This window comes from Labrenzia sp. THAF187b, from assembly GCF_009363375.1.
GTDB classification, from domain to species: domain Bacteria; phylum Pseudomonadota; class Alphaproteobacteria; order Rhizobiales; family Stappiaceae; genus Roseibium; species Roseibium algicola.
Map to the genome: position 1 here is coordinate 367,658 of NZ_CP045344.1, position 22,724 is coordinate 390,381.

The 22,724-nt window shown below is 60.2% G+C and carries 22 protein-coding genes; 6 read left to right on the plus strand and 16 right to left on the minus strand.

Going from position 1 to position 22,724, the window contains the following annotated elements:
* Nucleotides 1-82 precede the first annotated feature (82 nt).
* The gene (locus FIV03_RS01685; protein ID WP_152508462.1) at nucleotides 83-871 is read left to right on the plus strand and encodes a glycosyltransferase family 2 protein; all 789 of its coding nucleotides are present in this window, start codon (nucleotides 83-85) and stop codon (nucleotides 869-871) included.
* A 73-nt stretch (nucleotides 872-944) separates the two neighbouring features.
* On the opposite strand, the gene FIV03_RS01690 is transcribed toward FIV03_RS01685, so the two are convergent.
* From FIV03_RS01690 to betI, 4 genes are all read right to left on the minus strand, one after another.
* The gene (locus tag FIV03_RS01690) at nucleotides 945-2,228 is read right to left on the minus strand and encodes an adenylate/guanylate cyclase domain-containing protein (RefSeq protein ID WP_152508463.1); all 1,284 of its coding nucleotides are present in this window, start codon (nucleotides 2,226-2,228) and stop codon (nucleotides 945-947) included.
* Between the two features lie 303 nt (nucleotides 2,229-2,531).
* Entirely contained in the window at nucleotides 2,532-3,995 is a 1,464-nt protein-coding gene (betB, locus tag FIV03_RS01695; RefSeq protein ID WP_023002213.1) for a betaine-aldehyde dehydrogenase, read from the minus strand.
* A 45-nt stretch (nucleotides 3,996-4,040) separates the two neighbouring features.
* On the minus strand, nucleotides 4,041-5,699 hold the full coding sequence (betA, locus tag FIV03_RS01700; RefSeq protein ID WP_152508464.1) for a choline dehydrogenase: 1,659 nt from the start codon (nucleotides 5,697-5,699) through the stop codon (nucleotides 4,041-4,043).
* A 15-nt stretch (nucleotides 5,700-5,714) separates the two neighbouring features.
* On the minus strand, nucleotides 5,715-6,317 hold the full coding sequence (gene betI / locus FIV03_RS01705; protein WP_023002215.1) for a transcriptional regulator BetI: 603 nt from the start codon (nucleotides 6,315-6,317) through the stop codon (nucleotides 5,715-5,717).
* 365 nt (nucleotides 6,318-6,682) lie between these two features.
* Here betI and FIV03_RS01710 point away from each other — a divergent pair, with 365 nt between their 5' ends.
* The 3 genes from FIV03_RS01710 (at nucleotide 6,683) to choV (ending at nucleotide 9,593) form a co-directional block, all read left to right on the plus strand.
* Nucleotides 6,683-7,627, plus strand: coding sequence for a choline ABC transporter substrate-binding protein (locus FIV03_RS01710; protein WP_023002216.1), 945 nt, complete (start codon nucleotides 6,683-6,685; stop codon nucleotides 7,625-7,627).
* Between the two features lie 83 nt (nucleotides 7,628-7,710).
* Nucleotides 7,711-8,553, plus strand: coding sequence for a choline ABC transporter permease subunit (gene choW, locus FIV03_RS01715; RefSeq protein WP_023002217.1), 843 nt, complete (start codon nucleotides 7,711-7,713; stop codon nucleotides 8,551-8,553).
* Nucleotides 8,550-9,593: a choline ABC transporter ATP-binding protein gene (gene choV, locus FIV03_RS01720; protein ID WP_152508465.1), complete on the plus strand. Its 1,044-nt coding sequence runs from the start codon at nucleotides 8,550-8,552 to the stop codon at nucleotides 9,591-9,593. The genes choW and choV overlap by 4 nt, the downstream gene beginning before the upstream one ends.
* Before the next feature lie 195 nt (nucleotides 9,594-9,788).
* Here choV and FIV03_RS01725 read toward each other — a convergent pair whose 3' ends face one another.
* Entirely contained in the window at nucleotides 9,789-10,001 is a 213-nt protein-coding gene (locus FIV03_RS01725; RefSeq protein WP_006934329.1) for a cold-shock protein, read from the minus strand.
* A 383-nt stretch (nucleotides 10,002-10,384) separates the two neighbouring features.
* On the opposite strand from FIV03_RS01725, the gene FIV03_RS01730 reads away from it, so the two are divergent.
* Nucleotides 10,385-10,750: a BA14K family protein gene (locus FIV03_RS01730; protein WP_023002219.1), complete on the plus strand. Its 366-nt coding sequence runs from the start codon at nucleotides 10,385-10,387 to the stop codon at nucleotides 10,748-10,750.
* Between the two features lie 137 nt (nucleotides 10,751-10,887).
* On the opposite strand, the gene FIV03_RS01735 is transcribed toward FIV03_RS01730, so the two are convergent.
* Both FIV03_RS01735 and FIV03_RS01740 read right to left on the minus strand, forming a co-directional pair.
* On the minus strand, nucleotides 10,888-11,343 hold the full coding sequence (locus tag FIV03_RS01735; protein WP_075283570.1) for a YaiI/YqxD family protein: 456 nt from the start codon (nucleotides 11,341-11,343) through the stop codon (nucleotides 10,888-10,890).
* Entirely contained in the window at nucleotides 11,340-12,593 is a 1,254-nt protein-coding gene (locus FIV03_RS01740) for a TIGR03862 family flavoprotein (RefSeq protein ID WP_152508466.1), read from the minus strand. Before FIV03_RS01740 ends, FIV03_RS01735 begins: the two co-directional genes overlap by 4 nt.
* Nucleotides 12,594-12,769: 176 nt before the next feature.
* Here FIV03_RS01740 and FIV03_RS01745 point away from each other — a divergent pair, with 176 nt between their 5' ends.
* Complete coding sequence (locus tag FIV03_RS01745; RefSeq protein WP_152508467.1) at nucleotides 12,770-13,963, plus strand: HD domain-containing phosphohydrolase; 1,194 nt, start codon at nucleotides 12,770-12,772, stop codon at nucleotides 13,961-13,963.
* A 115-nt stretch (nucleotides 13,964-14,078) separates the two neighbouring features.
* Here the strand turns inward: FIV03_RS01745 and FIV03_RS01750 are convergent, their stop codons facing one another.
* The 9 genes from FIV03_RS01750 to FIV03_RS01790 form a co-directional block, all read right to left on the minus strand.
* Nucleotides 14,079-14,294 carry a hemin uptake protein HemP gene (locus tag FIV03_RS01750; protein ID WP_062491931.1) on the minus strand — a complete coding sequence of 72 codons (216 nt, stop codon included), beginning with the start codon at nucleotides 14,292-14,294 and terminating at the stop codon, nucleotides 14,079-14,081.
* Between the two features lie 426 nt (nucleotides 14,295-14,720).
* On the minus strand, nucleotides 14,721-15,185 hold the full coding sequence (locus FIV03_RS01755; RefSeq protein WP_152508468.1) for an Rrf2 family transcriptional regulator: 465 nt from the start codon (nucleotides 15,183-15,185) through the stop codon (nucleotides 14,721-14,723).
* Nucleotides 15,186-15,286: 101 nt separating this feature from the next.
* On the minus strand, nucleotides 15,287-16,354 hold the full coding sequence (locus FIV03_RS01760; protein WP_152508469.1) for a LacI family DNA-binding transcriptional regulator: 1,068 nt from the start codon (nucleotides 16,352-16,354) through the stop codon (nucleotides 15,287-15,289).
* A 200-nt stretch (nucleotides 16,355-16,554) separates the two neighbouring features.
* Nucleotides 16,555-17,733: an NAD(P)/FAD-dependent oxidoreductase gene (locus tag FIV03_RS01765; protein WP_152508470.1), complete on the minus strand. Its 1,179-nt coding sequence runs from the start codon at nucleotides 17,731-17,733 to the stop codon at nucleotides 16,555-16,557.
* 328 nt (nucleotides 17,734-18,061) lie between these two features.
* The gene (locus FIV03_RS01770) at nucleotides 18,062-19,267 is read right to left on the minus strand and encodes an ABC transporter substrate-binding protein (RefSeq protein WP_152508471.1); all 1,206 of its coding nucleotides are present in this window, start codon (nucleotides 19,265-19,267) and stop codon (nucleotides 18,062-18,064) included.
* 93 nt (nucleotides 19,268-19,360) lie between these two features.
* Nucleotides 19,361-20,347, minus strand: coding sequence for a branched-chain amino acid ABC transporter permease (locus tag FIV03_RS01775; RefSeq protein WP_023002229.1), 987 nt, complete (start codon nucleotides 20,345-20,347; stop codon nucleotides 19,361-19,363).
* A 15-nt stretch (nucleotides 20,348-20,362) separates the two neighbouring features.
* Nucleotides 20,363-21,235: a branched-chain amino acid ABC transporter permease gene (locus tag FIV03_RS01780; RefSeq protein WP_152508472.1), complete on the minus strand. Its 873-nt coding sequence runs from the start codon at nucleotides 21,233-21,235 to the stop codon at nucleotides 20,363-20,365.
* Between the two features lie 5 nt (nucleotides 21,236-21,240).
* Nucleotides 21,241-21,948 carry an ABC transporter ATP-binding protein gene (locus FIV03_RS01785; RefSeq protein ID WP_152508473.1) on the minus strand — a complete coding sequence of 236 codons (708 nt, stop codon included), beginning with the start codon at nucleotides 21,946-21,948 and terminating at the stop codon, nucleotides 21,241-21,243.
* On the minus strand, nucleotides 21,945-22,715 hold the full coding sequence (locus FIV03_RS01790) for an ABC transporter ATP-binding protein (RefSeq protein ID WP_152508474.1): 771 nt from the start codon (nucleotides 22,713-22,715) through the stop codon (nucleotides 21,945-21,947). Before FIV03_RS01790 ends, FIV03_RS01785 begins: the two co-directional genes overlap by 4 nt.
* Nucleotides 22,716-22,724: the final 9 nt, after the last annotated feature.

The window sequence follows — 22,724 nt, forward strand, 5'->3', positions numbered from 1 at the left end:
CGCGCCTTCAATTCGGGCTCCGGCACGGCTAAATAGTCGCGCCGGAGCTTTTCCGGCCTAGCAAACCAACGCCGGACCATTCATGACCGACCGACTGCCCCTTTCCGTTTTCATCATCGCCCGTGACGAGGCCGACCGGATCGCCCGGCCGATCGAAAGTGTCATTGGCTGGGTGGACGAGGTCATCGTCATCGACAGCGGATCAACGGACGAGACTGTCGCCGTGGCCGAGCAACTTGGCGCGCGGGTCATCCGCAACGACTGGCCTGGCTACGGTCCGCAAAAGCGTTTCGGCGAGGACCAGTGCCGCAACGACTGGCTACTCAATCTGGATGCCGACGAAGAGGTGACGCCCGGGCTCGCCGCAGAAATAAAAGCCAAATTCGCAGACGGCAGTTACGCGGACGCCGATGGCTGGCGGATCATGATCCTCGATCTTTATGCCCATGAAACCGCCCCTGCCCCCTGGGCCTACGGATATCATCAGATCCGCCTCTACGACCGGCGCAAGGGCCGGTTCTCTGCCTCGACGGTTCATGACACGGTCCGGCCCGAGGAAGGTGCGCGCATCTCGAACCTCTCCGGCATCATGGCGCACCGGTCCATCCGATCACTGGATTTTCAGGTCGGCAAATACAACCGCTACTCGGGCATGCAGGTGGACGACATGCGCGCCCGCGGCCGCAAGCTGCCGAAAAGCCGCCTCCTGACCGAATTCCCGGTGAGCTTCTTCAAGGCCTATTTCGTGCGCAAGTACCGCAAATACGGCTGGTGGGGCTTTATCCTGGCCATGAACTACGCCCACGCCCGCTTCCTGCGCGTCGCCAAGGCCTATGAGGCCGAGTTGCTGGACAGGACCAAGACGGACTGAGGCAAGAGCTGCGCATTACCGTTGTCGCAGCCCCCTCACCGGACCTGCATCGGTCTTGCTGAGCCGTTCCATACTAGGCCGCAAAAATGGCAACCGGTTTGCCGACGCCGCGCAGGGCATGTTCGCCCATGGCATTGAGGCCGGTCTGGAGGTCGCCGGAAAGAGCAGCGCGTACCGGTTCTGTCAGGAGCAAGGCGCGGCCGAGTGGTTTGCACAGGGATTCCACACGGCTGGTCTCGTTGACGGCGCGTCCGATCACCGTGAAGTCGAGCCGTTCCTCTCCACCGACATTGCCGAAGAAGACTTCACCCCGGTGAAGGCCGATACCGATCTTCAGGGGGTGCCAGTGAACCGGGTCGGGAAGATCCTCGGGCGGATTGCGGTTCAGCTCGTCAATGGCCTCCAGTGCAGACTTGGCGGCCTTCACGGCAGCGTTCGCCGCCGCTGTTTCGCCAAATGTCTTCTGATCGAACACGGCCAGAATGCCGTCGCCCATGAACTTCAGGATATCGCCGCCGTGGTTGAGCACTGCGTCCGAGATCCTGTCGAAATAGGCGTTGAGAATAGCCGTCACTTCCGGTCCGCTCAGCCGGTCGGCGAGTTGAGTGAAGCCGCGCATGTCGGCCATGAAGACCACCGCCTTGATGGCCTCGCCATCACCGCGCTTGATCTCGCCGTCCAGCACGCGCTGCCCGGCGATCGGCCCGAGATAGGTGTCGGCAACGTTGCGGGCAATCCGCTGAACGATGTGGCGCTCGATGTGCAGCGCCAAAAGGTCGATCAGATTGCGGATCAGGTCTTTTTCCGCCGGAGGGAACCCACCGGGTTTGCGGGTTGCCAAGGTCATGGCGTTCCGCTTTTCGTGCGAGGAACTGAGCGGCAGGGCGATATAGGTCGTGTATCCCTGATCGGCAAGTTCGCGCATCAGCGGAGCGGAATTGGCGCCTTCCTCGCTTTCCAGATCAACCTTGATGGTCTGGCCTTCGTTGATGACGTGGAAAAGCGGATTGCGGGTAAAGGCTTCCGATTTGGTCGCGTTGGCATCTGCGGCAACCTCGTCGCAGAAATAGTCCTGACTGTTCCAGACCCAGGAAAAACCGATGACGCGCGGATGCAGGGTACCGATATGCAGCGTTGCCCGGTCGATTGCGAGGCCTGCAGCCTTGCAGCGCCACATGAACTCCTCGAACATCAGCATGACATCATCGATCCGCGTCGCTTCATGCAAGAGCCACGAATTCAGCTGGTCGATGCTGAGTGTCTCCGGCGCACAGGAAGGGCCTCTGCTGGAGCGGGCAAGCAGATAGACATGAGGCGCGTATGTGCGCGGGGCTGGGTCAAGAAAGGCTTTGTTCATCGGGGCTCCGTGAAACGCTCTGGCTAATATCTCGGGCGCCGGAGATCAAACTTCAATCGGCAAAAAACCGAATGGCGGGAAATGCTCTCGATCGGCCCAAGGAAACTATCGAACCAAGGGCAACTGGGTATCGAGGAGAAACGGCCCAACCCTCGAGACGCCGCTTGCGTGGCTTCTCAGGATAAAGGCTTATGAGTGACAGCAGCTTGAACGTACCACACACGCCAGCGCTGTCCTGAAGAAGCAGGAAACGCCGTCGCGAAGGTTGGTCAACCTGTTCTAGGTGGAACGAGAAGCAGCGCCTTAAAACGCTGCCTCTACACCGCCCATTTCCACGTAAACGCTCTTGGTCTGGCTATAGTACTCGATCGCGGCATGGCCGTTCTCGCGGCCGATGCCCGACTTCTTGTAGCCGCCGAAAGGCATTTCGATCGGGGTCAGATTGTAGGTGTTGATCCAGCAGGTGCCGGCCTGCAACTGATCGATCACCCGATGCGCCCGCTGAATGTCCCTGGTGAAAACGCCCGCGGCAAGGCCGAAGTCGGTGTCGTTCGCGCGGGCGATGACGTCGTCCTCATCGGTGAAGTCGAGCACGCTCAGCACCGGGCCGAAGATTTCCTCGCGGGCAATGCGCATGTCGTCCTTCACGTCGGCAAAGACGGTCGGTTGAACGAAATAGCCGTCCGGGAAGCTGGCGACAGAGGCTGAACCACCACCGCACACCAGCCGGGCGCCCTCATCCTGACCGATCTGCATGTAGTGGAGCACCTTGTCGAGCTGCTGTTTGGACACCAGCGGACCAATATTGGTTGCCTCGTCCAGCGGATCGCCGAGAACGGCCTTGGCGGTGCGTTCGGCGAGCCGTGCCACAAAGGCTTCCTTGATCGCTTCATGAACGAATACACGCGTCCCGTTGGAGCATATCTGCCCGGTGGAATAGAAGTTGGCGTTGATCGCGGCGGACACCGCGTTTTCAATGTCAGCGTCCTCGAACACGATCAGCGGGGATTTGCCGCCGAGTTCCAGCGTTGTCTTCTTCAGATGCTCACCCGCAAGGGCCGCCACTTTGGCACCGGTCGGGACAGAGCCGGTCAGCGAAACCTTGGCAATGGCCGGATGAGCGACCAGCTTTGCACCGACATCACCAAAGCCCTGAAGCACGTTGAAGACACCAGCGGGCAGACCGGCCTCGGTAAAGGCCTCCGCCAGTTTCAAGGCGCTCAGCGGGGTGACTTCCGAGGGTTTGAAGATCATGGCATTGCCGCAAACGAGTGCGGGAGCAGACTTCCAGCAGGCGATCTGGATCGGATAGTTCCAGGCGCCGATGCCGAAACAGATGCCGAGCGGTTCGCGCTTGGTGTAGGCGAAGGAGCCGCCCAGATCGATATGTTCGCCGGTAAGCGTTGCGGCCAGACCGCCGAAATATTCCAGGCAGTCGGCGCCGGACGCGGCATCGGCAATCAGGGTTTCCTGCAAGGGCTTGCCGGTGTCGAGCGTTTCCAGAATGGAGAGTTCCCGGTTCTTTTCACGCAGGATCTCGGCCGCCCGGCGTAGCACCCGGCCTCGTTCGGCCGCTGGCGTTGCCGCCCAGACCTTTTGGCCTTCCTGGGCAGAGCGGATTGCCGCCTCGATCACGGCATCGTCGGCAGCGCGGATCTGCGCGATAACTTCTCCGGTTGCGGGATACAGCGAGTCAAAGGGAGTGCCGCTCTGGCTCTCGACATATGAGCCGCCGACATAGTGGGACGCTTGCGGTTGGGCGCGCATGGGTTGGCTCCTTGATCTGTGTGTCTGCCGTTGGACTGCCGGGGATCATCGCTGGCTGGATTGCCAGTCCGGGTGGATCCACGGTTCCTGGTTGGCCGCGGGCAGTGGGGTCTTGCCGAGAATATGGTCCGATGCCTTCTCCCCGACCATAATCGAGGGGGCATTCAGATTGCCATTGGTGATTTGTGGAAAGATGGAACTGTCGGCAACACGAAGCCCGTCAACGCCGATTACCCGACATTCAGGGTCGACCACGGCCATGGCATCGTCCTTCGCCCCCATCCGGCAAGTGCCGCAGGGGTGATAGGCGCTTTCCACGTGTTCGCGTATGAAGCCGTTCAGGTCCTCGTCGCTCTGCACACTGTCTCCCGGCTGGATCTCCTTGCCACGATAGGGGGCAAACGCCTCCTGGCCGAAGATCTCGCGGGTCAGGCGGATACAGGTGCGGAAGTCTTCCCAGTCGTCTTCGTGGGACATGTAGTTGAACAGGATCGACGGCTTGGCCTTCGGGTCGCTGGAGGTCAGCTTGATACGGCCGCGCGATTTGGAGCGCATCGGTCCGACATGGGCCTGGAAGCCATGGCCTTCGGCTGCTGCCTGTCCGTCGTAACGCACGGCGAAAGGCAGGAAGTGATACTGGATATCAGGATATTTCACGCCCGCCCTGGAGCGAATGAACGCGCAGCTCTCGAACTGGTTCGATGCACCGAGGCCCTGTTTCAGGAACAGCCACTGGGCCCCGATCACCGCCTTGGAAATGAGGTTCCAGTGCTTGTAGAGCGTGATCGGCTGGGTGCAGGCCTGCTGAAGATAAAGCTCCAGATGGTCCTGCAGGTTGGCACCGACGCCCGGCCGGTCGGCCACGACGTCAATTCCCATTTCGGCAAGATGCGCCGCCGGGCCGATGCCGGACTGCATCAGGATCTTCGGCGAATTGATGGAAGACGCCGACAGGATCACTTCGCGGGCTGCTTTTGCCTCGCGGACCTCGCCGCCGGTTTCGAATTCCACACCGACCGCGCGCTTGTCCTCGATCAGGATCCGGCGCACGAGAGCACCCTTGATCAGGGTCAGGTTACCGCGCTTCAGTGCCGGCTTCAGATAGGCGTTTGCGGCAGACCAGCGGCGGCCCCGATGGACCGTCATTTCCATGTCGCCGAAGCCTTCCTGACGCTCGCCATTGTAGTCGGCGGTTACGCCATAGCCTGCCTGTTCGCCGGCTGTCTTGAAGGCGTCGAACAGCGGGTTCCACTTGGTTCCGCGTTGGACATGCAGCGGACCGTTGGTGCCGCGCCAGCCGTCCTGGCCGCCATGGCTGTGCTCCTGGCGCTTGTAGTACGGCAGCACATGGCGATATCCCCAGCCGCTCGCGCCCATCTCTTCCCAGGTGTCGAAATCACAGGCATGGCCACGCACATAAACCATGCCGTTGATGGAGGACGATCCACCGATCACCTTGCCACGCGGTGTGGCCAGACTCCGGCCCTCCAGATGCGGTTCCGGTTCGCTGGCGTACCCCCAGTCATACAGCGGCATGTTCATCGGGTAAGACAGGGCAGCCGGCATCTGGATCAGCGGACCGACATCGGTGCCGCCGAATTCCAGCACAAGCACCCTGTTGCTCGGGTCTTCCGACAGGCGGTAGGCCATCGCGCAGCCGGCGGATCCGGCTCCGACGATGATGAAGTCGAACTGGTCGCTCATGTTGATCCTAGCTGCTCAATTCTTGGTGTTGCGCGCCAGGTGGACGGCAATCTGGGTTTCCACATAATCCTCGACCAGCTCGATCGCGGCCGGCCGGTCGGTCTTGCCGTCGCGCAGGGCTTGCCGGATCCAGACGCCGTCAATCATCGACGCCGTGCCTTCGGCAATCCGGCGTGCTTCGTCCTGAGGCATGAAGGCCCTCAGATTGTGGGTCAGGTTCGAGGCAAGCCTTGCCGAATAGATATTCAGAAGACGATTGTTGCTGTCGGTGGTACGCGACTGAACGTAGAAGGCGAGCCAGGCCGCGATCACGGCGGGCTGAAACTGGTCGACTGCAAAGTTGCCGGCAATGATTGCCGAAATACGCTCGCGCGGGGTCTCCGCCTTTTCCAGGCTCTCGCGGATCGCCCGGCCGAGTTCGGTCAGGAGATGGCGCATGGTGGCAGCAAGCAATTGGTCCTTGGAGCCGAAATAGTGATGCACAAGACCGCCGGAAACGCCTGCGCGCTTTGCGATCTGCGCCATGGTCACGTCGCTGTAGCCGCGTTCGTGTATGGCATCGACCGTCGCGTCAATCAGACTGCGCCGCCGTTCCGCTTCCATTCCGACCTTGGGCATTTCAACCTCCGACACAGGGCGAGAGAAGAATTCGGCTCAGCGTTTCTGGCGATGATCAGACGGCGGCACATCCGGACAAGAACAAGTCCGGTTACCGATCGTCACGATCATGGTGCAGCAGCGTCAAGGAGAAGGAAAAGCCTTCCCAAGAGCCTCTGAATGCGCCTTGCCGCGTTCGTCTCACACCCAAGTTTTATTTTTAATTGATCAGTCAATCAATGAAAACTTGCAATTTTTTCCCGTGGATGTTTGGATCTAGGTTAGGCAGGCTATGGGCAGAGGAAACTGAGGGCGTTAGAACCACACTGACACCCCCATGCCCTGCAGAAAAACAAGAAAACAGACTTTCCATAGGAGGTATACATATGAAAGTAGCAGCGAAACTCGCTGGAGGCCTGGCGCTCGGGCTGATGCTCACGGGAACCGCCCTGGCAAACGATCCGGAAAGCTGCCAGACGGTTCGCTTCTCCGACGTCGGCTGGACTGACATCACGGCAACCACCGCCGCAACCTCGGTCGTCCTGGAAGCACTCGGCTACAAGCCGGAAGTTAAAATCCTGTCCGTTCCGGTGACCTATGCGTCGCTCAAGAACAAGGACATCGACATCTTCCTCGGCAACTGGATGCCGACCATGGAAGGTGACATCAAGGCCTATCGCGAAGACGGCTCCGTGGAAACGGTCCGGGCCAACCTGGAAGGCGCGAAGTACACGCTTGCCGTTCCGGAATACACCTACGAAAAAGGCCTGAAGAGCTTCCAGGACATCGCCAAGTTCAAGGACGATCTCGACGGCAAGATCTACGGCATCGAGCCGGGCAATGACGGCAACCGCCTGATCATCGGCATGATCGATGAAAACCTCTTCGAACTGGAAGGCTTCGAAGTGGTGGAATCCTCCGAGCAGGGCATGCTTGCGCAGGTCGCCCGTGCAAACCGCCGCGAGGCGGACATCGTCTTCCTCGGCTGGGAACCGCACCCGATGAACGCCAATTTCAAGATGAAGTATCTTGAAGGCGGCGACGACATTTTCGGCCCGAACTATGGCGGTGCCACCGTCTACACCAACGTGCGTGCCGGCTATGTCAAGGAATGCCCGAACGTCGGCAAGCTGCTTGAAAACCTGGAATTCTCGCTGCCCATGGAAAACGAGATCATGGGTGCCATCCTGATCGAGGGTGAGGATCCCAACAAGGCGGCAGCCGCCTGGCTGAAGGAGCATCCGGCAACCTTCGAAAACTGGCTCGTCGGCGTGAAGACTTTCGATGGCGGCGACAGTTTCGCGGCCGTCAAAGGGGCTCTCGGTCTCTGATCGCTGACCAAAATCTGGCGCCGGTGCGGGTCTCCTGCCCGGCGCCACTGGTTTTCCAAGAACAATAATACCGGAGCAGTGGCGTGGACTGGCTCACAGAACACAAGCTGCCGATCGGGCCGTGGGCGCGCACCTTGGTCGATTGGCTCACCGACAACGCCTATTGGGTGTTTGACGGAATCTCGGCAATTCTCGAAACGCTGATAGACGGAATCCTCTGGTTGCTGCAGACGCCGCATCCATTGGTCATCGTTGTTGTCGCCGTCGCCATCGGCTACCTGGTCCACAGGACCATATCCTTTGCGGCTTTCGTGGCAATTTCCCTGCTGCTGATTATCAACCAGGGCTACTGGGAAGAAACGACGGAAACCCTGGCGCTGGTGGTTGCCGCATCCGTGGTCTGTATGCTGGTCGGCGTGCCTGTCGGCGTGCTGGCCGCGCATCGCCCCCGCTTCTACGCCGCACTTCGTCCCGTGCTGGATCTGATGCAAACCATCCCGACCTTCGTTTACCTGATCCCGGCACTGATCCTATTCGGTCTCGGCATGGTGCCCGGTTTGATCGCGACCGTCATCTTTGCCATTCCCGCACCGATCCGCCTGACGCAGCTTGGCGTTTCCTCGACACCGACCGCGCTGATCGAAGCCGGAAAGGCCTTTGGGGCCACCAAATCGCAGCTGCTCTGGAAAATCGAGCTGCCCTACGCCCTGCCACAGATCATGGCTGGCCTGACGCAGACGATCATGCTGTCGTTGTCCATGGTCGTGATTGCCGCCCTTGTCGGTGCAGACGGCCTCGGCGTGCCGACATTGCGGGCCCTGAACACGGTGAATATCGCCCAAGGTTTCGAAGTTGGTGTCTGTATCGTCCTGATCGCCATCGTGCTTGACCGCTTCTTCCGCGCCGAAGAGGGAGGCAAACGATGAGCGAGACCAACAAATCGGCTGTCGTTTCCTTCAAGGACGTCGACATCGTTTTCGGCGAAAAGCCTCACACGGCTCTGCCGCTGATCGATGCCGGCAAGACCCGTCAGGAAATCCAGGCAGAAACCGGCCAGATCCTCGGCGTCGCCGGTGCGACCTTCGACATCTACGAAGGCGAAGTCATCGTGCTGATGGGGCTGTCCGGCTCCGGCAAGTCGACGCTGCTCCGGGCCGTCAACGGTCTTAACCCGGTCATCCGGGGCGAGGTGCAGGTTCATGACGGCAAACGATACGTCAATCCGGAAACCTGCTCCGAAAACGATCTGAGGGAATTGCGCCGGCACCGGATCGGCATGGTGTTCCAGCAGTTCGGTCTTCTGCCCTGGCGCACGGTGGCGGAGAACGTCGGCTTTGGCCTGGAGCTTGCCGGCATGCCCGCAAAGGAGCGAGCCGCAAAGGTCGAGGCGCAGCTCAAGCTGGTTGGCCTGAACGGCTGGGGCGAAAAGCACGTACACGAACTTTCCGGCGGCATGCAGCAGCGTGTTGGCCTCGCTCGCGCCTTTGCGACCGACGCGCCGCTTCTGCTGATGGACGAACCGTTCTCGGCTCTCGACCCGCTCATCCGCGACAAGCTGCAGGATGAATTGCTCGACCTGCAGAAAGAACTCAACCGGACCATCATCTTCGTCAGCCACGATCTCGATGAAGCCGCCAAGATCGGCTCGCGCATCGCGATCATGGAAGGTGGACGGGTGATCCAGCTGGGCACGTCGCAGGAAATCGTCAAGACGCCGGCAACCGACTATGTGGCCGAATTCGTCAGCCACATGAACCCGCTGAACGTGTTGCGCGCGCGCGACATCATGGTGCCTCCCGGCAGCTTGCCGGGCTCGCTCGCCAGCGGCCTGACCTGCGATGCCGACGCTTCGGTGCGTGAAGTCGCGCAGCTGAAAAAGTCCAGCAAGGATCCGGTCGTCGTGAAAGTAAGCGGCTCCATCGTCGGTGTCATTGGCGAGAAGGAGCTGCTGGACTGCATGGCGTAAGGCGTGTGGCGACCTGGAGTTTTTCCGCACATTGAGCCTCAGCATGAGGCTGAACAAATTGGCCGAGCTGAGTGGGTGAGGATACGGGGCTTGGTTTAATCGTCAAAAACAAACAAAAAACGGGACCGAAAGGTCCCGTTTTTCGTTGTTCAATCCGCGCCAGCCGTCCCCGGACGGAGGCTGCAGCCTGAAACCTTAGAGCAGCTCGAGCTGAGCAGCCTGCTTGCCGCGGCCGCGACGGTCGTCTTCAGCAACGAAGGAGATCTTCGCGCCTTCGACGGGCGTTCCGATACCGGCCTGCTCGAATGCGGTGATGTGGACGAAAACGTCCTTGGAACCGTTTTCCGGAGTGATGAAGCCGAAGCCACGGTCATGGTTGAAGAATTTAATGGTGCCGTTCTCGCGCATGGAGAAACCTTTCCGCTGGTTGGATGCGCCATCCCGTTTCCGGCAGGCGCGGATAAACGAGAAGTCAACAAGAAACGGAAAGCTTGGAAATTCAGAGCAGCGCTTGATGGAGCCCTGCCGAAGTCAGTCTCACCGGGTCTTTCGTCAGTCCCGTACGGCACAACGCGTACCGATGGAGAATAATGTAGGTCCAGGTGGCGCTTACGGCAAGCGAAAGATTTTTGCAGTGGTCAAACCGAGGCCACAAAGCCGATAAATCCTGTTCCGGTGACAAAATGACAGCTTGTGACACCAGTCACAGAGCCCGACCGGGGGGCGGGTTAGTTTCGTCTCATGAGTTGAGGCGGACAGCAGGGCCTCACGACACTGGAAGGGACACCGTCATGTTCAAGAAGTTTGCAGTTACCGCCTCTGCGCTGGCTCTTGTTGCCGGCGTCACACTGACCTCTCAGGCCACACCCGCACATGCCGCCAAGGGCTGGCAGGTCGGTGTCGGCGTCGCCAGCGGCCTTGCTGCCGGCGCGATCCTCGGGTCAGCACTTTCCCAGCCGCGTTATGTTGCTCCGCCCCCGGCTTACTATCCGGCCCCGCCGGCCTACTATCCGGCACCGGCTCCAGCTCCGGTCATCTACCGTCCGGCTCCGTGGAGCCCGGCCTGGTACAATTACTGCAGCCGCAAGTATCGTTCGTTCAACCCGAACACCGGCTACTTCCTGTCCTATTCCGGACAGTACCGCTTCTGCCAGTAAGGCAGTTTCCAACTTCGCCGGGCCAAAACCGGCCTGAAAAGGCCACCGGCCACTCCCTGCAAGGGTTTCCTCCCCTCCTTGCAGGGAGTTTTTTGTTGGAACACCGATGTCGCCAGGAAGAATTTATAAGTCTGCCCCTAGGGTGATATGCGTTTCGCCGCGCGCATGATGGTCTCAAGCTGGTTCAGAAAGCGCGATCGGTCGGCCTTGGTGAAGCCGGGCCCGCTTTCTCGGATCTCTCCTATTTCACGCAGATGCGTGTTGAGATCCCGCATGGCAAGGCGCATGCCGATGGCATCCTCGCGAAACGGCTTGCCTGTCGGACCGATGACAAGAGCGCCCGCCTTCACACAGCGTGCCGCAAGCGGCACATCGGCGGTCACCACAACATCACCCGCCACAGCACGTTCCGCGATCCAGTTGTCGGCTTCGTCCGGTCCTTCAGGAACGACAACCCGCTCGATCAGATCGCCTTCGGGAAGCCGCATCCAGCTGTTGGAAACGAACTTGATCTCAACATTGTGGCGCTCGCCCACGCGAACGGCTTCGTCCTTGACCGGACAGGCATCGGCGTCGATGTAGAGCACGGTCATGTTGTTTGCTCTCCTTTCGAGCGTTGGAGAAAGGCCGCAATGCCGTCTGCTGCCCGGGCACCTGTCGCAAAACACGCCTGCAGGAGATAGCCGCCCGTCGGCGCTTCCCAGTCCAGCATTTCACCAGCGGCAAAGATGCCCGGCATCTTCTTGAGCATCATGCCTTCGTCCAGTTCGTCCAACGCGATGCCTCCGGCGGAAGAGATCGCCCGGTCGATGGAATAGGGCGCGTCCAGAACAACGGGAACGGCCTTGATGCAGCGTGCGAGGCTTTCCGGATCGAAAGGGACATCGCCGGCTTCGCGCAGCAGTGCCATTTCAACGGGGCTCAGCCGAAGGACCTTCTTGAGGAACGTGGCTGCAGACTGCTTGCCCCGGGGTCTTGAGAGTTTCGCTGCCAGTTCGTCAATTCCGGCCTGCGGCCGCAGATCGATGTGCAGTGTCGCCGAACCGGTCTCGTTGATTGTTTCGCGCAGCTCGGCGGACAAGGCATAGACGGCACCACCTTCAAGGCCCTGGGCCGTCAAGACCGCCTCCCCTTGCACCCTTCTACCGCCATGAGACAGGGCGATACGCTTGAGCGGCGTACCGGCAAACCGCTCTTTCAGAAAATCGCTCCAGTCGGTCTGAAAGCCGCAATTTGCCGGCTGGAACCGGTTGATGCGAACACCGCGCTCTTCCAGCATCGGCACCCACGCGGCGTTGGAACCGAGCTTCGGCCAGCTTGCACCACCCATGGTCAGAAGGCAGGCACGTGCGGTGAGGGATTGCAGGGCGCCTTCACCTTCAGTGTCTTCGGCGGCACTTTCATCCCGTGTCCTGAGCTGAAGCGGTCCATCTCCTTCAATGGCGCAGAGCGCATGCCGGGTCATCAGCCGGACGCCATTGGCATCCAGCCGGCGCAGCCAGGCACGCAGCAAGGGGGAGGCCTTCATGGATTTCGGGAAGACCCGTCCGCTGCTGCCGACAAAGGTTTCTTCGCCAAGGCCTTCGCACCAGCGCCGCAGCCTTTCGGGTGGGAATTCCTGGATCAATGGCGCCAAAAAGGGTTCGGCCTGCCGGTAGCGCGCGAGGAACGCGGTCAGGTCTTCGCTGTGGGTCAGGTTCAGGCCGCCTCGGCCAGCCATCAGGAACTTGCGCGCGGGCGAGGGCATGCGGTCGATAACCACAACGCTATACCCGTTTTCGGACAGGCGCTCCGCAGCAAAGAGGCCGGCCGGACCGGCACCGGCAATCAGGACGTCGAACATGCGGCCTTATAGTTCAAGGCGGGCTGCAAAGACCACCATCGATTTTCATCAGAGCCGGTGTTGGTGTGTCGAGAATTATTGCAAGTATTTGTTATCAGTCTCATGAGAATATCATCCAGGGGGTGTACCTGCGGAAGTTTTCCCGACGGGTCTGCTTCCTGTGAAAGGAGCCGTGAATGGAAAAAGGCACGGACCTGGTAGTCGTTGCCGATCCGGACAAGGACGTTCAGGCAGGCTTTGAACGCCTGTTCGGCAGTCACATGAGGGTTGCCTGCTTTTCCGAAACGGAAGCTGCATTGCAGTTTCTGAAGCAGAACCATGGCACAGCAGTCATTTTTTCCTGTTTCAATCTGCCGGGTCGTGGCGGAACAGCCTTTCTGCGAGCAGCGGAGACCATTGCACCTCAAGCCGCGCGGGTCATGCTGACCCGGGAAAACTCGGCAGATGCGATCAAGAAGACGCTCAATGAGGCCCATGCCTTCATGTATCTGGAAAAGCCCTGTCAATCGACAGATCTGGCCAGCGCCATGGAAACAGCTCTTTCCCATCATTTACAGCTAGCCAAGGACCGGGCACTGCTGGAGCGGACACTTGCCGGATCCGTCAAGTTGCTGATCGACATGCTGGCGCTCTTCCACCCGGAAGCGTTCCGGCGCACGAGCACGGTCCGCAAACAGGCCCTGCGGCTGGCCAAGCGCCTGGGGATGAAAAAAACCTGGGAACTGGAAATGTCGGTGATGTTGTCACCGCTTGGCGAGGCGCTGCTGCCCAAACAGATCCTTGCCCGCTACCGTGCCGCACGCGGCCTGACCGAGCAGGAGCGCAATATCCTGGACCGGGCACCGGACCAGACCCGGGATCTCCTGAAAAACATACCGCAACTGGAGAAAGTCTCCGAATATCTGTTTCTATCCGGCCGCGGTTTCGACGGCTCGGGCTTTCCCAAGGACGGGCCAACGGGCAAGGAAATCCCAATGATTGCCCGCATCCTCAAGCTCTTGACGGATCTGTGGTATGCAAGCCCGGAAAGCGGACCGGATGCAGCGGCCTTCGAGGCGCTTACCATCAACAAGCGCAAATATGATCCGATGCTGCTGGAGCTGGCCAAGGAAACGCTGATGGACGACGTGCCGGAGGCACGCAAGAAACTTGTTGCCGAATGCTACATCCGTTCTCTGCGGCCAGGCGATGTGCTGATCGACGACGCCTTGACCGAAACCGGTCACGAACTGGTTCTGTCCCGCGGCCATATGCTGACACCCACCACCATCCGCCGGCTGGAACATTTCCACCAGGCCGCAGGCGTTCGCCAACCCATCCGCGTCGAACGCCATTCGGCACCCGAAGAAGCTCTGATCGATACGGCTTGAAGGTGGGTAACAAACGGCAGTGGTGAGAGCGCCCGGGCATATGGCAGTTTAGAGAAGGCGTTCCCTCTGCCGCACCCCTTCCCCGCAAAAGGGAAGGGATATCAGCCCGGCAAAATCATTTCGTCAGGATCAGCTTGCCCTGTTTGGTGATCGACAGACGATAGGTTTCGTCGTTGTGGCGGATCTGGATCTGGCGCTGGCCGCTGAACAGGTCGCGCGTGTCGAGTTCCGATTTCTGCTCACGCGGCGGTGTTGCCGCAAAGGCGCGCGTGGCGCGGCTGCTGGAACCCAGGGAGAGGCGGTGCTTCTGGCTGTTGGCGGTCGGTGTCATTGCGCGCAATCGGTCCTTGGCCTTTGTGTTGCTCCTGAAACTGTTCAAAAAATCAGTTTCTTAGCGGAGCGGTGGGACATCGGAATCAAAAGATGAGTTTCAAACTCAACTTTATACTTGACACTCATACTCAAGTTTTCCTATCAAGGCAATGCCTGATCGAAACGGAACCGGAAATCGCGTCCTCTGGTTTAGGATTAGACAGGACCTCCGGGCAACCGGAGTGACAAATGCCAGGCCAGCCAACCGCCCTCTCCTCTCCCTCAGCGGCAAGCCAGCCCGGCCTTTTCTTTGAGAGAGCCCACGCAAGACGCGTGGCATGCCTTTCCTTTTCCCGACCAATCGTCACATGTTCGAGGCATACGAAACGAAAAAGGCGCCGACCGGATGGTGGCGCCTTCGAAACTTTTTTATGTCTACAAAACCTTACGCGTTGGCCGCGATCGGGGTCTTGGTCATCTCGATCTTCAGGAGATCGCGCATGCCGAAGCGGTCTTCCGAAAGGTCGGCAATCGACTTGCCGTCCAGAACTTCCATGAATGCCTCGAGCGCTTCATGCAGCAGGCCATTGAAGCCGCAGGACATGATGAGCGGACAATCCTTGCGGCCACTGTCGAAACATTCGGCAAGAAGGAAGCTTTCTTCAGCGGCGCGGACAACTTCGCCAACCGAAATCTTTTCTGCCGGGCGAGCCAGCATGACCCCGCCGTTCCGGCCACGAATGGTCTTGATCAGATTTGCATCGACCAGAACCTTCATGATCTTGAACAGGTGGGTTTCGGACATGTCGAAGCTGGCCGCGATATCCGCGACCTTGCTTGGTTTGTCCGGGTTGACGGCGCAGTACATCAGCGCGCGCACGGCATAGTTTGTCTGTTGTGTCAAACGCATGCACTAGATATGAGGTCCCCGCCCTGAAAGGTCAATTCAAAATTTGAGTGTGAGAGACCACTTTTTGGCGGAATCGTCCGAAAACGGCCCTGACCCCGCCCTCAGGCAGGCTGTCCGGCGGGTGCGAAAGGCTCCAGTTCCCCGGGCAGGTTGTCCTTCAGGAACACATCGATGCCGATACGTTCCTGTCCTTCGATGATCGGCACACCATCACAAAGCGCCTTCAGGACGCGGATGGCGCTACGGATCTCGTGACCCGGGTCCTGCGCAATCACCGCATCCAGCACATCGTCCTGAAGCGCTTCTCGCGTGTAGGGTGTCAGTTCGTGTCCGACAAAGACGATGCCCTGGCTGCGGCCGCTTTCCTTCAGGGCCGCAATCGTGCCGCGGTTGCCCGCGCCGATATTGTAGAGCCCGGCAAGATCGGGATGTTCCGCAAGAAGCTTGCGCATCAAGTCCGCATTGCGGGCGTTGTCGTCCCCCCCCTCACGCACCTTCAGCAGTTCCAGATGGGGATAGTCCTGCTCGATGACCGCCCGGCAGCCCTGATAGCGTTCCGCATGGTCGCGAAGGCCGAGCGATCCGGCAATGATACCGACTTTGGCCGGGGACCTGGGCAAGAAGCGTCCGAGCAACCGTCCGGCGGTGCGCCCGGCGGCGACGTTGTCGATGCCGACAAAATGCTGACGGCTGGAGGAAGGATGATCGGAGACCAACGTCACGACGGGCACCCCCCTGTCCTGCAGCCGGTCGATGGCTGCCTGAACCTCCGGGAACGCGGGCGCGACCACCGCGACACCGTCGCATCGCGAGCGGTCAAGAATAGCAAGCGTACCGGCCACCCTGTGCCCGTCGAAGGCGTCGATGGGCTCGACATGCACATGCATGCGGTCACCGCTCATTGTTTCGGCGTGGGACAGCGCTTCGCGGGTCAGGTCTTCCATGAAGGCGTTGGGGCCATTTGGAATGAGGAAGTGCAGGCGGTAGACCCGTTTCTTGGCAAGGCCGGCGGCAAAGACATCCGGTTTGTAGTTCAGCGCCTCGACGGCCTGCTTGACCTTTTCGATGGTGACCTTCCGGACACCCGGCCGCCCATTGAGGACACGATCAACCGTTGCCAGGCTGACACCCGCTGTTTCGGCCACATCGTGGATCGTTACGCGCTTCATTCATCCCCCCGGACGTCAGCCATTTGCCGTTACTCCGCACCGGCACAGACCTTTTCCGCGGGAAGAGGACACTCAAGGCAACGGTGAAAGAGCAGCTTGGTTCCAAGCTTTCTTTCAAGCCACTATAACCAGCTTTGAGGGGCGATCATCAAAAAATGCTGCGCCGCGCAAAGTCTTCTACCAATTGATGATTACGAAACTCAGGCCACCTGGCCGGCGGCATGACCGGACGCCCAGGCCCACTGGAAATTGAAGCCGCCGAGATGGCCGGTGACATCGACCACCTCACCGATGAAATAGAGACCCGGCACCTTCGTGCTTTCCATGGTCTTGGAGGAGAGTTCCTTCGTGTCCACGCCACCAAGCGTGACTTCCGCCGTGCGGTAGCCTTCGGTGCCGACCGGCGTCAGCTGCCAGCGGTTCAACTGTTCTGCCGCCCGGCGCAGGACCTTGTCCGACTGGTCGGCCAGACGACCTTTCAGGGCAAACACCTGCGAAAGTTCGTCAGCCAACCGGTTGGGCAGCAATCCGCCGAGTGCTGTCTTCAGGTCCTGTTTCGGGTTCTCCTGCCGGGCTTGCCGCAGGGCTTCGAAGACGTCGGCCTCAGGAGACAGGTTCACCGAGATGGGTTTGCCTTCCTGCCAGTAGGACGAAATCTGCAGCACCGACGGCCCGGACAGACCCCGATGCGTGAAGAGCAGGCCTTCGCGAAAGGACGTCTTCTGGAACGAAACGACCGCATCCACCGAAACACCGGCAAGCCGGCCGCACAGTTCCTTGTTGGTATCGGAAAAGGTCAGCGGCACCAGCGCCGCGCGTGGGGCAATCACGTTGTGGCCGAAGCGCTTGGCCAGATCATAGCCGAAGCCGGTCGCGCCCATCTTGGGGATCGACGGTCCGCCGGTCGCCACAACAAGCGATGCCGCCCGCAACGGCCCCTTGGACGTTGACACGGAAAACCGGTCGTCGGGTTTTTCAATCGCCTTGATGTCCGTTTCCAGCTGTAAGGTGCCCCCGGCCGCTTCCAGCTCGGCCAGCAGCATCCGGATGATGTCCTTGGCGCTATTGTCGCAGAAGAGCTGGCCGAGTGTCTTCTCGTGCCAGGAAATGCGGTGCTTTTCGACCAGTTTCAGGAAGTCCTGCTGGGTATAGCGCTTCAGCGCCGACACACAGAACCTCGGGTTCCGGGAGAGAAAATTAGCCGGCGAACAATGAATGTTCGTGAAGTTGCAGCGCCCCCCGCCGGAAATGCGGATTTTCTCCGCCGGGTTTTTGGCATGGTCAATCACGAGCACCTTGCGCCCGCGCTTTGCCGCCTCAATCGCACACATCAGCCCCGCGGCACCGCCACCAAGCACAAGAACATCCAGATCACGCATGGCGGGGTGTATAGCGGGAATTTCGGGAGGGGGTAAGGGAGATGTGAGCTTGTTTTCTCTGCCCCTCCGTCTTTCCGGACAAGCGCAGCCAATGCTGCGCGCCGATCCGGAAGCCAGCGCGTAATCGTGAGCATGAGCGAACTCTTGTTTGACAGAAAAGGAAGCAGCCGCGCTTTCAGCGCGGAATAAGTCTGGTTTCCGGATCTGCGTTCGGCTTTGCCTCACTTGTCCGGAAAGACCAAGGCTGCGGTTGCCGCGGGCTCCAAACAGAAAAACCGGCGGCCCTTTCAGGTCGCCGGTCTCTTAAAAACGCTTCTTGCGAAGTCGCTTATTTCATTTCGGTCAGGACTTCGAAGCCATTCGCGCCGACTTCCCAAAGGGCGTAGGTGCCCGGGACGTCGCCCTTTTCATCGAAGTTGTGGTCGCCGGCTGCGCCCTTGTAGTCGATGGCCGTGCCGGCTGCGATCAGTTCCTTGGCCTTCTTCCACTCGCCCGGACGGATCGCTTCGCCTTCGCCGTTGGAGATTTCGGCCATTGCCGCTGCAACGTCTTCCTTCTTGCCGCCAGCCTTTTCGACCGCCAGTGCCAGCAGGAACGCAGCGTCATAGGACGTGGTGGCAAAGATCGCATCCGGATCGCCGCCAATGCCCTTGAAGGCTTCGTTGAAGATGTCGAGGGATTCGGACTGTTCGCCAACCGGCGAGGACGAAACGAACGTCGCCAGGTTTTCGGCACCCAGTTCGTTGATGACCGCTTCGGACTTCATGCCGTCGCCGCCGACGAACTTGTCGAAGAAGCCGTTTTCGAGAGCCTGACGCAGGATGGTGAGGCCGGTGCCGTCGCCGTAGTCGAAAATCACCAGCGTGTCCGCGCCGCCCTTGGCGAGTTCGGCAAGGTTGGAACGGTAGGAGGCCTTGCCTTCCTCATGCGCTGCGAACTGCGTAATCTCACCGCTGAGTTCATCGACGAATTCCGCCTTGAACGCATTGGCAAGACCGGTGCCGTAGTCGTTGTTGAGGTAAGCGACGGCGACCTTCTCGTAGCCCTGCTCCTTCAGGGTACGTGCCAGTGCACGGCCCTGATAGTCGTCGGAAGGCACAGTGCGGAATACGGTGCCCTTGTCGTCGAGGGTGGAGATTTCCGGCGAGGTGCCGGACGGCGTGATCATGGTGATACCAGCCGGAATGGTGACGGAACCGGCAGCAGCCAGAACCGCGCCCGAGCAATGCGGACCGACGACGCCGATGACGCCTTCGATGTTCACGGCCTTGGTTGCGGCATCAGTGCCGTTCTGCGGATTGCAGGCGCTGTCGCCGACAACACCAACCAGCTTTTCGCCATCGCCGATGCCGCCCTGCTCGTTGACCTGCTGAAAGGCCAGCTGTGCGGCGTCGATCATGGCCGGAGCCATGGCTGCGATCGGGCCGGAAATGCCACCGAGCAAGCCGATCTTGACATCGGCCTTTGCCGGCACGGATGCCAGCGCGGTTGCGGTCATCAGACCGGCTGCAAGCGCGAGAATCTTGGTTTTCATCAAAGTACCTCCTCATTATTCCGGTCTTCGCCGGGACTTTGGATTTTCGAGGCTCCGCCTCCCGATACCGGGAAGCTAGCCTGAGGAACGGATCTAAGTGTGATCCGCACCAGATCTTGTTGCACGCCGGTCGCCTCTAAGAGGTTCCGGCAGCAGGCCTTCCGGCCGGAAGCGCAGCACCAGCTGCAGCATCAGGCCGATCAGGAACAGGCGAATATATTTGGCCTGGATCGCATATTCCGTCGGCAGGCGGTCAGTTGCGATTTCCGACATCGACCAGATGATCCAGACCACCGCAGCTCCCAGAATGGCGCCGCGGTTGTTGCCGGAGCCTCCAAGGATCAGCATGATCCAGACCAGGAAGGTCGCGACCATCGGGTCGATGGCTTCCGGGGTGATCGAGCGGTTGAAATGCGCGAACAGCGCGCCGCCCAACCCCATCAGGGCCGAGCCGAAAATGAAGGCCTGCAGGCGGCGGAACTCGACATCCTTGCCCATGGCCTTGGCCGCGCCTTCATTATCGCGGATGGCGCGCATCATGCGGCCCCAGGGCGCGTTGAACTGCCGTTCGACCAGCAGGTAAGCCGCAATCAGAACGACAATGACAATGGCAAGATAGGCTGCCTGAGACGCCATGTAGGCGCTTTCCTGCGCCAGCGACGGAAACTCCGCCGCCGGGCGCGGAATGCCGGAAATACCGCGGGCGCCATTGGTCAGCACCGGTTCGGACTTGACCACAAGGCGAATGATTTCCGCAATCCCGATGGAGGCAATCGCCAGATAGTCGGAGCGGAACCGCAGACAGATCTTGCCGATGGGCCAGGCCACCAGAGCTGCGGCAAGCATCGCCCCGATCCAGCCGACGAAGAACGGCATGTCAAAGCCGCCGATACGGCCGTCGGCATGTTCCGTGGTCAGGATCGCGGACGTATAGGCGCCAACTGCGAAGAACCCGGCAATGCCGGCGTTGAACAGACCGGCAAAGCCCCACTGGATGTTGAGCCCCAGCGCCAGCAGCGCATAGATGCCGATGAAGATCGCCATGAAGAGGGCGTAGTTGAGAAGACCGAGATATTCCATTTTCTCTCCCTCCCCTTATAGCACTTTGCCTTTGAGCAGCCCGGTTGGGCGCACAAGCAGCATGAACAACAGGATGGCGAAGGCCATTGCGGCCTTGTATTCGCTCGGGATCACCAGAACCGACAACTCCTCGGCAATGCCGACGATCAACCCGCCAAGCACGGCCCCCTCGATCCGGCCGACCCCGCCCAGGATGGCGGCAGCGAACATCGGCAGCAGCATCTGCCAGCCCATCAGCGATTTCAGCTCCGTGTTGAGGCCGAGGAACACACCGGAGGCGGCACACAGACCGCCTGCGATCACCCAGGTCAGCATCACGACCTTCTTGTTGTCGATTCCAGAGAGCAAAGCCAGATTGGGGTTGTCCGACATGGCGCGCATGGCCTTGCCCCACTTGGAGCGGGTCAGGAACAGCTGCAATCCACCGACAAGCGCGAACATGGCGATCACCGTCAGGATTTCGCGGTCTCGTATGCGCAGGCCGAAATAATTTTCCGGACGGACGATACCGCGGGAATAGGTTTCCGTATCGACACCCCAGACCACCTGCACCACGGCGCGGATCATCAACGCTATGCCGAGCGAGGCCATCACGGTGACGATTTTCGGTCGCTCGCGCAGATGTTCATAGAACACCTTGTCGATGCCGACGGCAACGGCGGCGGTCGCGATGATGGCGATCGGCAGGGCCAGAAGCGGCGAGACGCCAAGACCGGTGACAACCGCCAGCGCAATGAAGGCACCAAGCGTCGCCAGGTCACCATGCGCCAGATGGGCATAGCGCAGGATGGCGAAGATCAGCGTGATGCCAACGGCGCCAAGCGCATAGATCGAGCCGAGCACGATGCCCGGAATGACGTAGAAATTGATGAGCTCAAGAAAATCCATACCGCTCAGCCCCCCAGGAACATTTCAGCGACTTCACGGTCGGCCAAGAGGTCGGCACCACTACCTTCGTGGCGGTTCTTGCCGGCGGCCAGGACATAGCCCCGGTCGGCAAAGGCAAGCGCCTGCTTGGCGTGCTGCTCCACAAGGAGAATGGCGACACCTGTGTCGCGCACGTCCCGGCAGATCTGGAAGATCTGTTCCATGTATTTGGGCGAAAGCCCGGCGGTCGGTTCATCGAGAAGCAGAAGCTTCGGATCGAGCATCAGCGCCCGGCCCATCGCCACCATCTGCCGCTGCCCGCCCGACAGGGACCCTGCAAGCGTCTTGTGGCGTTCCTTCAGGTCCGGAAACAGGGTGTAGACCCGGTCATAGGCAGCGCTGAGGTCACCCTTTTTCAGGAAGCCGCCCATCTCCAGATTCTCGTGGATCGACATCTCGCGAAAAATGTTGTCGACCTGCGGGACGTAGCAGATGCCGCGCTGGACGATGCGGTTGGGAGCCCAACTGGTGATGTCGTCGCCGTCGAACAGCATGCGGCCGCCGCGGATGGTCAGGAGACCGAAAACGGATTTCATGGCCGTGGACTTGCCGGCACCATTCGGGCCGACGATAACGACGATCTCGTCCGCATCCACATGCATGGAGACGTCCTGAAGGATGTCGGCGTCACCATAGCCTCCGGTGATGCCGTCCATGGAAAGAAGCGCAGTCATGCGGCATCTCCCGTGGTTTCGCCCAGATAGGCTTCCAGCACCTGAGGATTGGACCGCACGGTCTGGAAATCGCCCTGGATCAACACCCTTCCCTCGGCCATGCACACAACGGGATCGCAGAGTTTCTCGATCATTTCCATGTCATGTTCGATCAGGATGAACGTGTAGCCACGCTCCTTGTTCAGGATCTCGATCTTGGTCTCGAGCTTGCGCAGCAGGGTGCGATTGACGCCTGCCGCCGGTTCGTCGAGCAGCACAAGTCTGGCATCTGTCATCATGGTGCGGCCCAGTTCCAGAAGCTTCTTCTGGCCACCGGAAAGGTTGCCGGCCGGCTCGTGCGCCACGTGGGTCAGCTCCAGGAACGCCAGGGTCTCATAGGCCTTTTTCTCGACCTCGGCCTCGGCAGCCTTCACCCGCCCCCAGGCGAGCCAATTGGAAAACAGGCTTTCGCCCGGCTGAGACGGCGGCACCATCATCAGGTTTTCCAGCGCCGTCAGCTTGTGAAATTCATGCGGGATCTGGAATGTCCGCACCAGTCCCTTGTGAAACAGCTCATGGCTGGCCAGGCTGGTGACGTCCTCGCCCAGAAACCGGATGTGTCCGCTTGTCGGTTGCAGTGCCCCTGCGATCAGGTTGAAAAGCGTCGTCTTGCCAGCCCCGTTCGGGCCGATCAATCCGGTGATACTGCCTTCCTCGACGCGGAACGAGCAGCCATTCACCGCCCGGAATCCGCTGAAATCCATAACGAGCTGATCAAGCTCCAGCATTCACGCTCC

What these genes read in the sequence shown, in the direction of transcription:
- FIV03_RS01770 (WP_152508471.1), bottom strand. Translation starts at nt 19,267, where the DNA reads ATGAAAACCAAGATTCTCGCGCTTGCAGCCGGTCTGATGACCGCAACC.
- FIV03_RS01730 (WP_023002219.1), top strand. Translation starts at nt 10,385, where the DNA reads ATGTTCAAGAAGTTTGCAGTTACCGCCTCTGCGCTGGCTCTTGTTGCC.
- betI (WP_023002215.1), bottom strand. Translation starts at nt 6,317, where the DNA reads ATGCCCAAGGTCGGAATGGAAGCGGAACGGCGGCGCAGTCTGATTGAC.
- FIV03_RS01710 (WP_023002216.1), top strand. Translation starts at nt 6,683, where the DNA reads ATGAAAGTAGCAGCGAAACTCGCTGGAGGCCTGGCGCTCGGGCTGATG.
- FIV03_RS01755 (WP_152508468.1), bottom strand. Translation starts at nt 15,185, where the DNA reads ATGCGTTTGACACAACAGACAAACTATGCCGTGCGCGCGCTGATGTAC.
- FIV03_RS01780 (WP_152508472.1), bottom strand. Translation starts at nt 21,235, where the DNA reads ATGGATTTTCTTGAGCTCATCAATTTCTACGTCATTCCGGGCATCGTG.
- FIV03_RS01790 (WP_152508474.1), bottom strand. Translation starts at nt 22,715, where the DNA reads ATGCTGGAGCTTGATCAGCTCGTTATGGATTTCAGCGGATTCCGGGCG.
- FIV03_RS01740 (WP_152508466.1), bottom strand. Translation starts at nt 12,593, where the DNA reads ATGTTCGACGTCCTGATTGCCGGTGCCGGTCCGGCCGGCCTCTTTGCT.
- betA (WP_152508464.1), bottom strand. Translation starts at nt 5,699, where the DNA reads ATGAGCGACCAGTTCGACTTCATCATCGTCGGAGCCGGATCCGCCGGC.
- FIV03_RS01765 (WP_152508470.1), bottom strand. Translation starts at nt 17,733, where the DNA reads ATGCGTGATCTGGATGTTCTTGTGCTTGGTGGCGGTGCCGCGGGGCTG.
- FIV03_RS01785 (WP_152508473.1), bottom strand. Translation starts at nt 21,948, where the DNA reads ATGACTGCGCTTCTTTCCATGGACGGCATCACCGGAGGCTATGGTGAC.
- FIV03_RS01775 (WP_023002229.1), bottom strand. Translation starts at nt 20,347, where the DNA reads ATGGAATATCTCGGTCTTCTCAACTACGCCCTCTTCATGGCGATCTTC.
- FIV03_RS01745 (WP_152508467.1), top strand. Translation starts at nt 12,770, where the DNA reads ATGGAAAAAGGCACGGACCTGGTAGTCGTTGCCGATCCGGACAAGGAC.
- FIV03_RS01760 (WP_152508469.1), bottom strand. Translation starts at nt 16,354, where the DNA reads ATGAAGCGCGTAACGATCCACGATGTGGCCGAAACAGCGGGTGTCAGC.
- FIV03_RS01735 (WP_075283570.1), bottom strand. Translation starts at nt 11,343, where the DNA reads ATGACCGTGCTCTACATCGACGCCGATGCCTGTCCGGTCAAGGACGAA.
- FIV03_RS01725 (WP_006934329.1), bottom strand. Translation starts at nt 10,001, where the DNA reads ATGCGCGAGAACGGCACCATTAAATTCTTCAACCATGACCGTGGCTTC.
- FIV03_RS01750 (WP_062491931.1), bottom strand. Translation starts at nt 14,294, where the DNA reads ATGACACCGACCGCCAACAGCCAGAAGCACCGCCTCTCCCTGGGTTCC.
- choV (WP_152508465.1), top strand. Translation starts at nt 8,550, where the DNA reads ATGAGCGAGACCAACAAATCGGCTGTCGTTTCCTTCAAGGACGTCGAC.
- betB (WP_023002213.1), bottom strand. Translation starts at nt 3,995, where the DNA reads ATGCGCGCCCAACCGCAAGCGTCCCACTATGTCGGCGGCTCATATGTC.
- FIV03_RS01685 (WP_152508462.1), top strand. Translation starts at nt 83, where the DNA reads ATGACCGACCGACTGCCCCTTTCCGTTTTCATCATCGCCCGTGACGAG.
- FIV03_RS01690 (WP_152508463.1), bottom strand. Translation starts at nt 2,228, where the DNA reads ATGAACAAAGCCTTTCTTGACCCAGCCCCGCGCACATACGCGCCTCAT.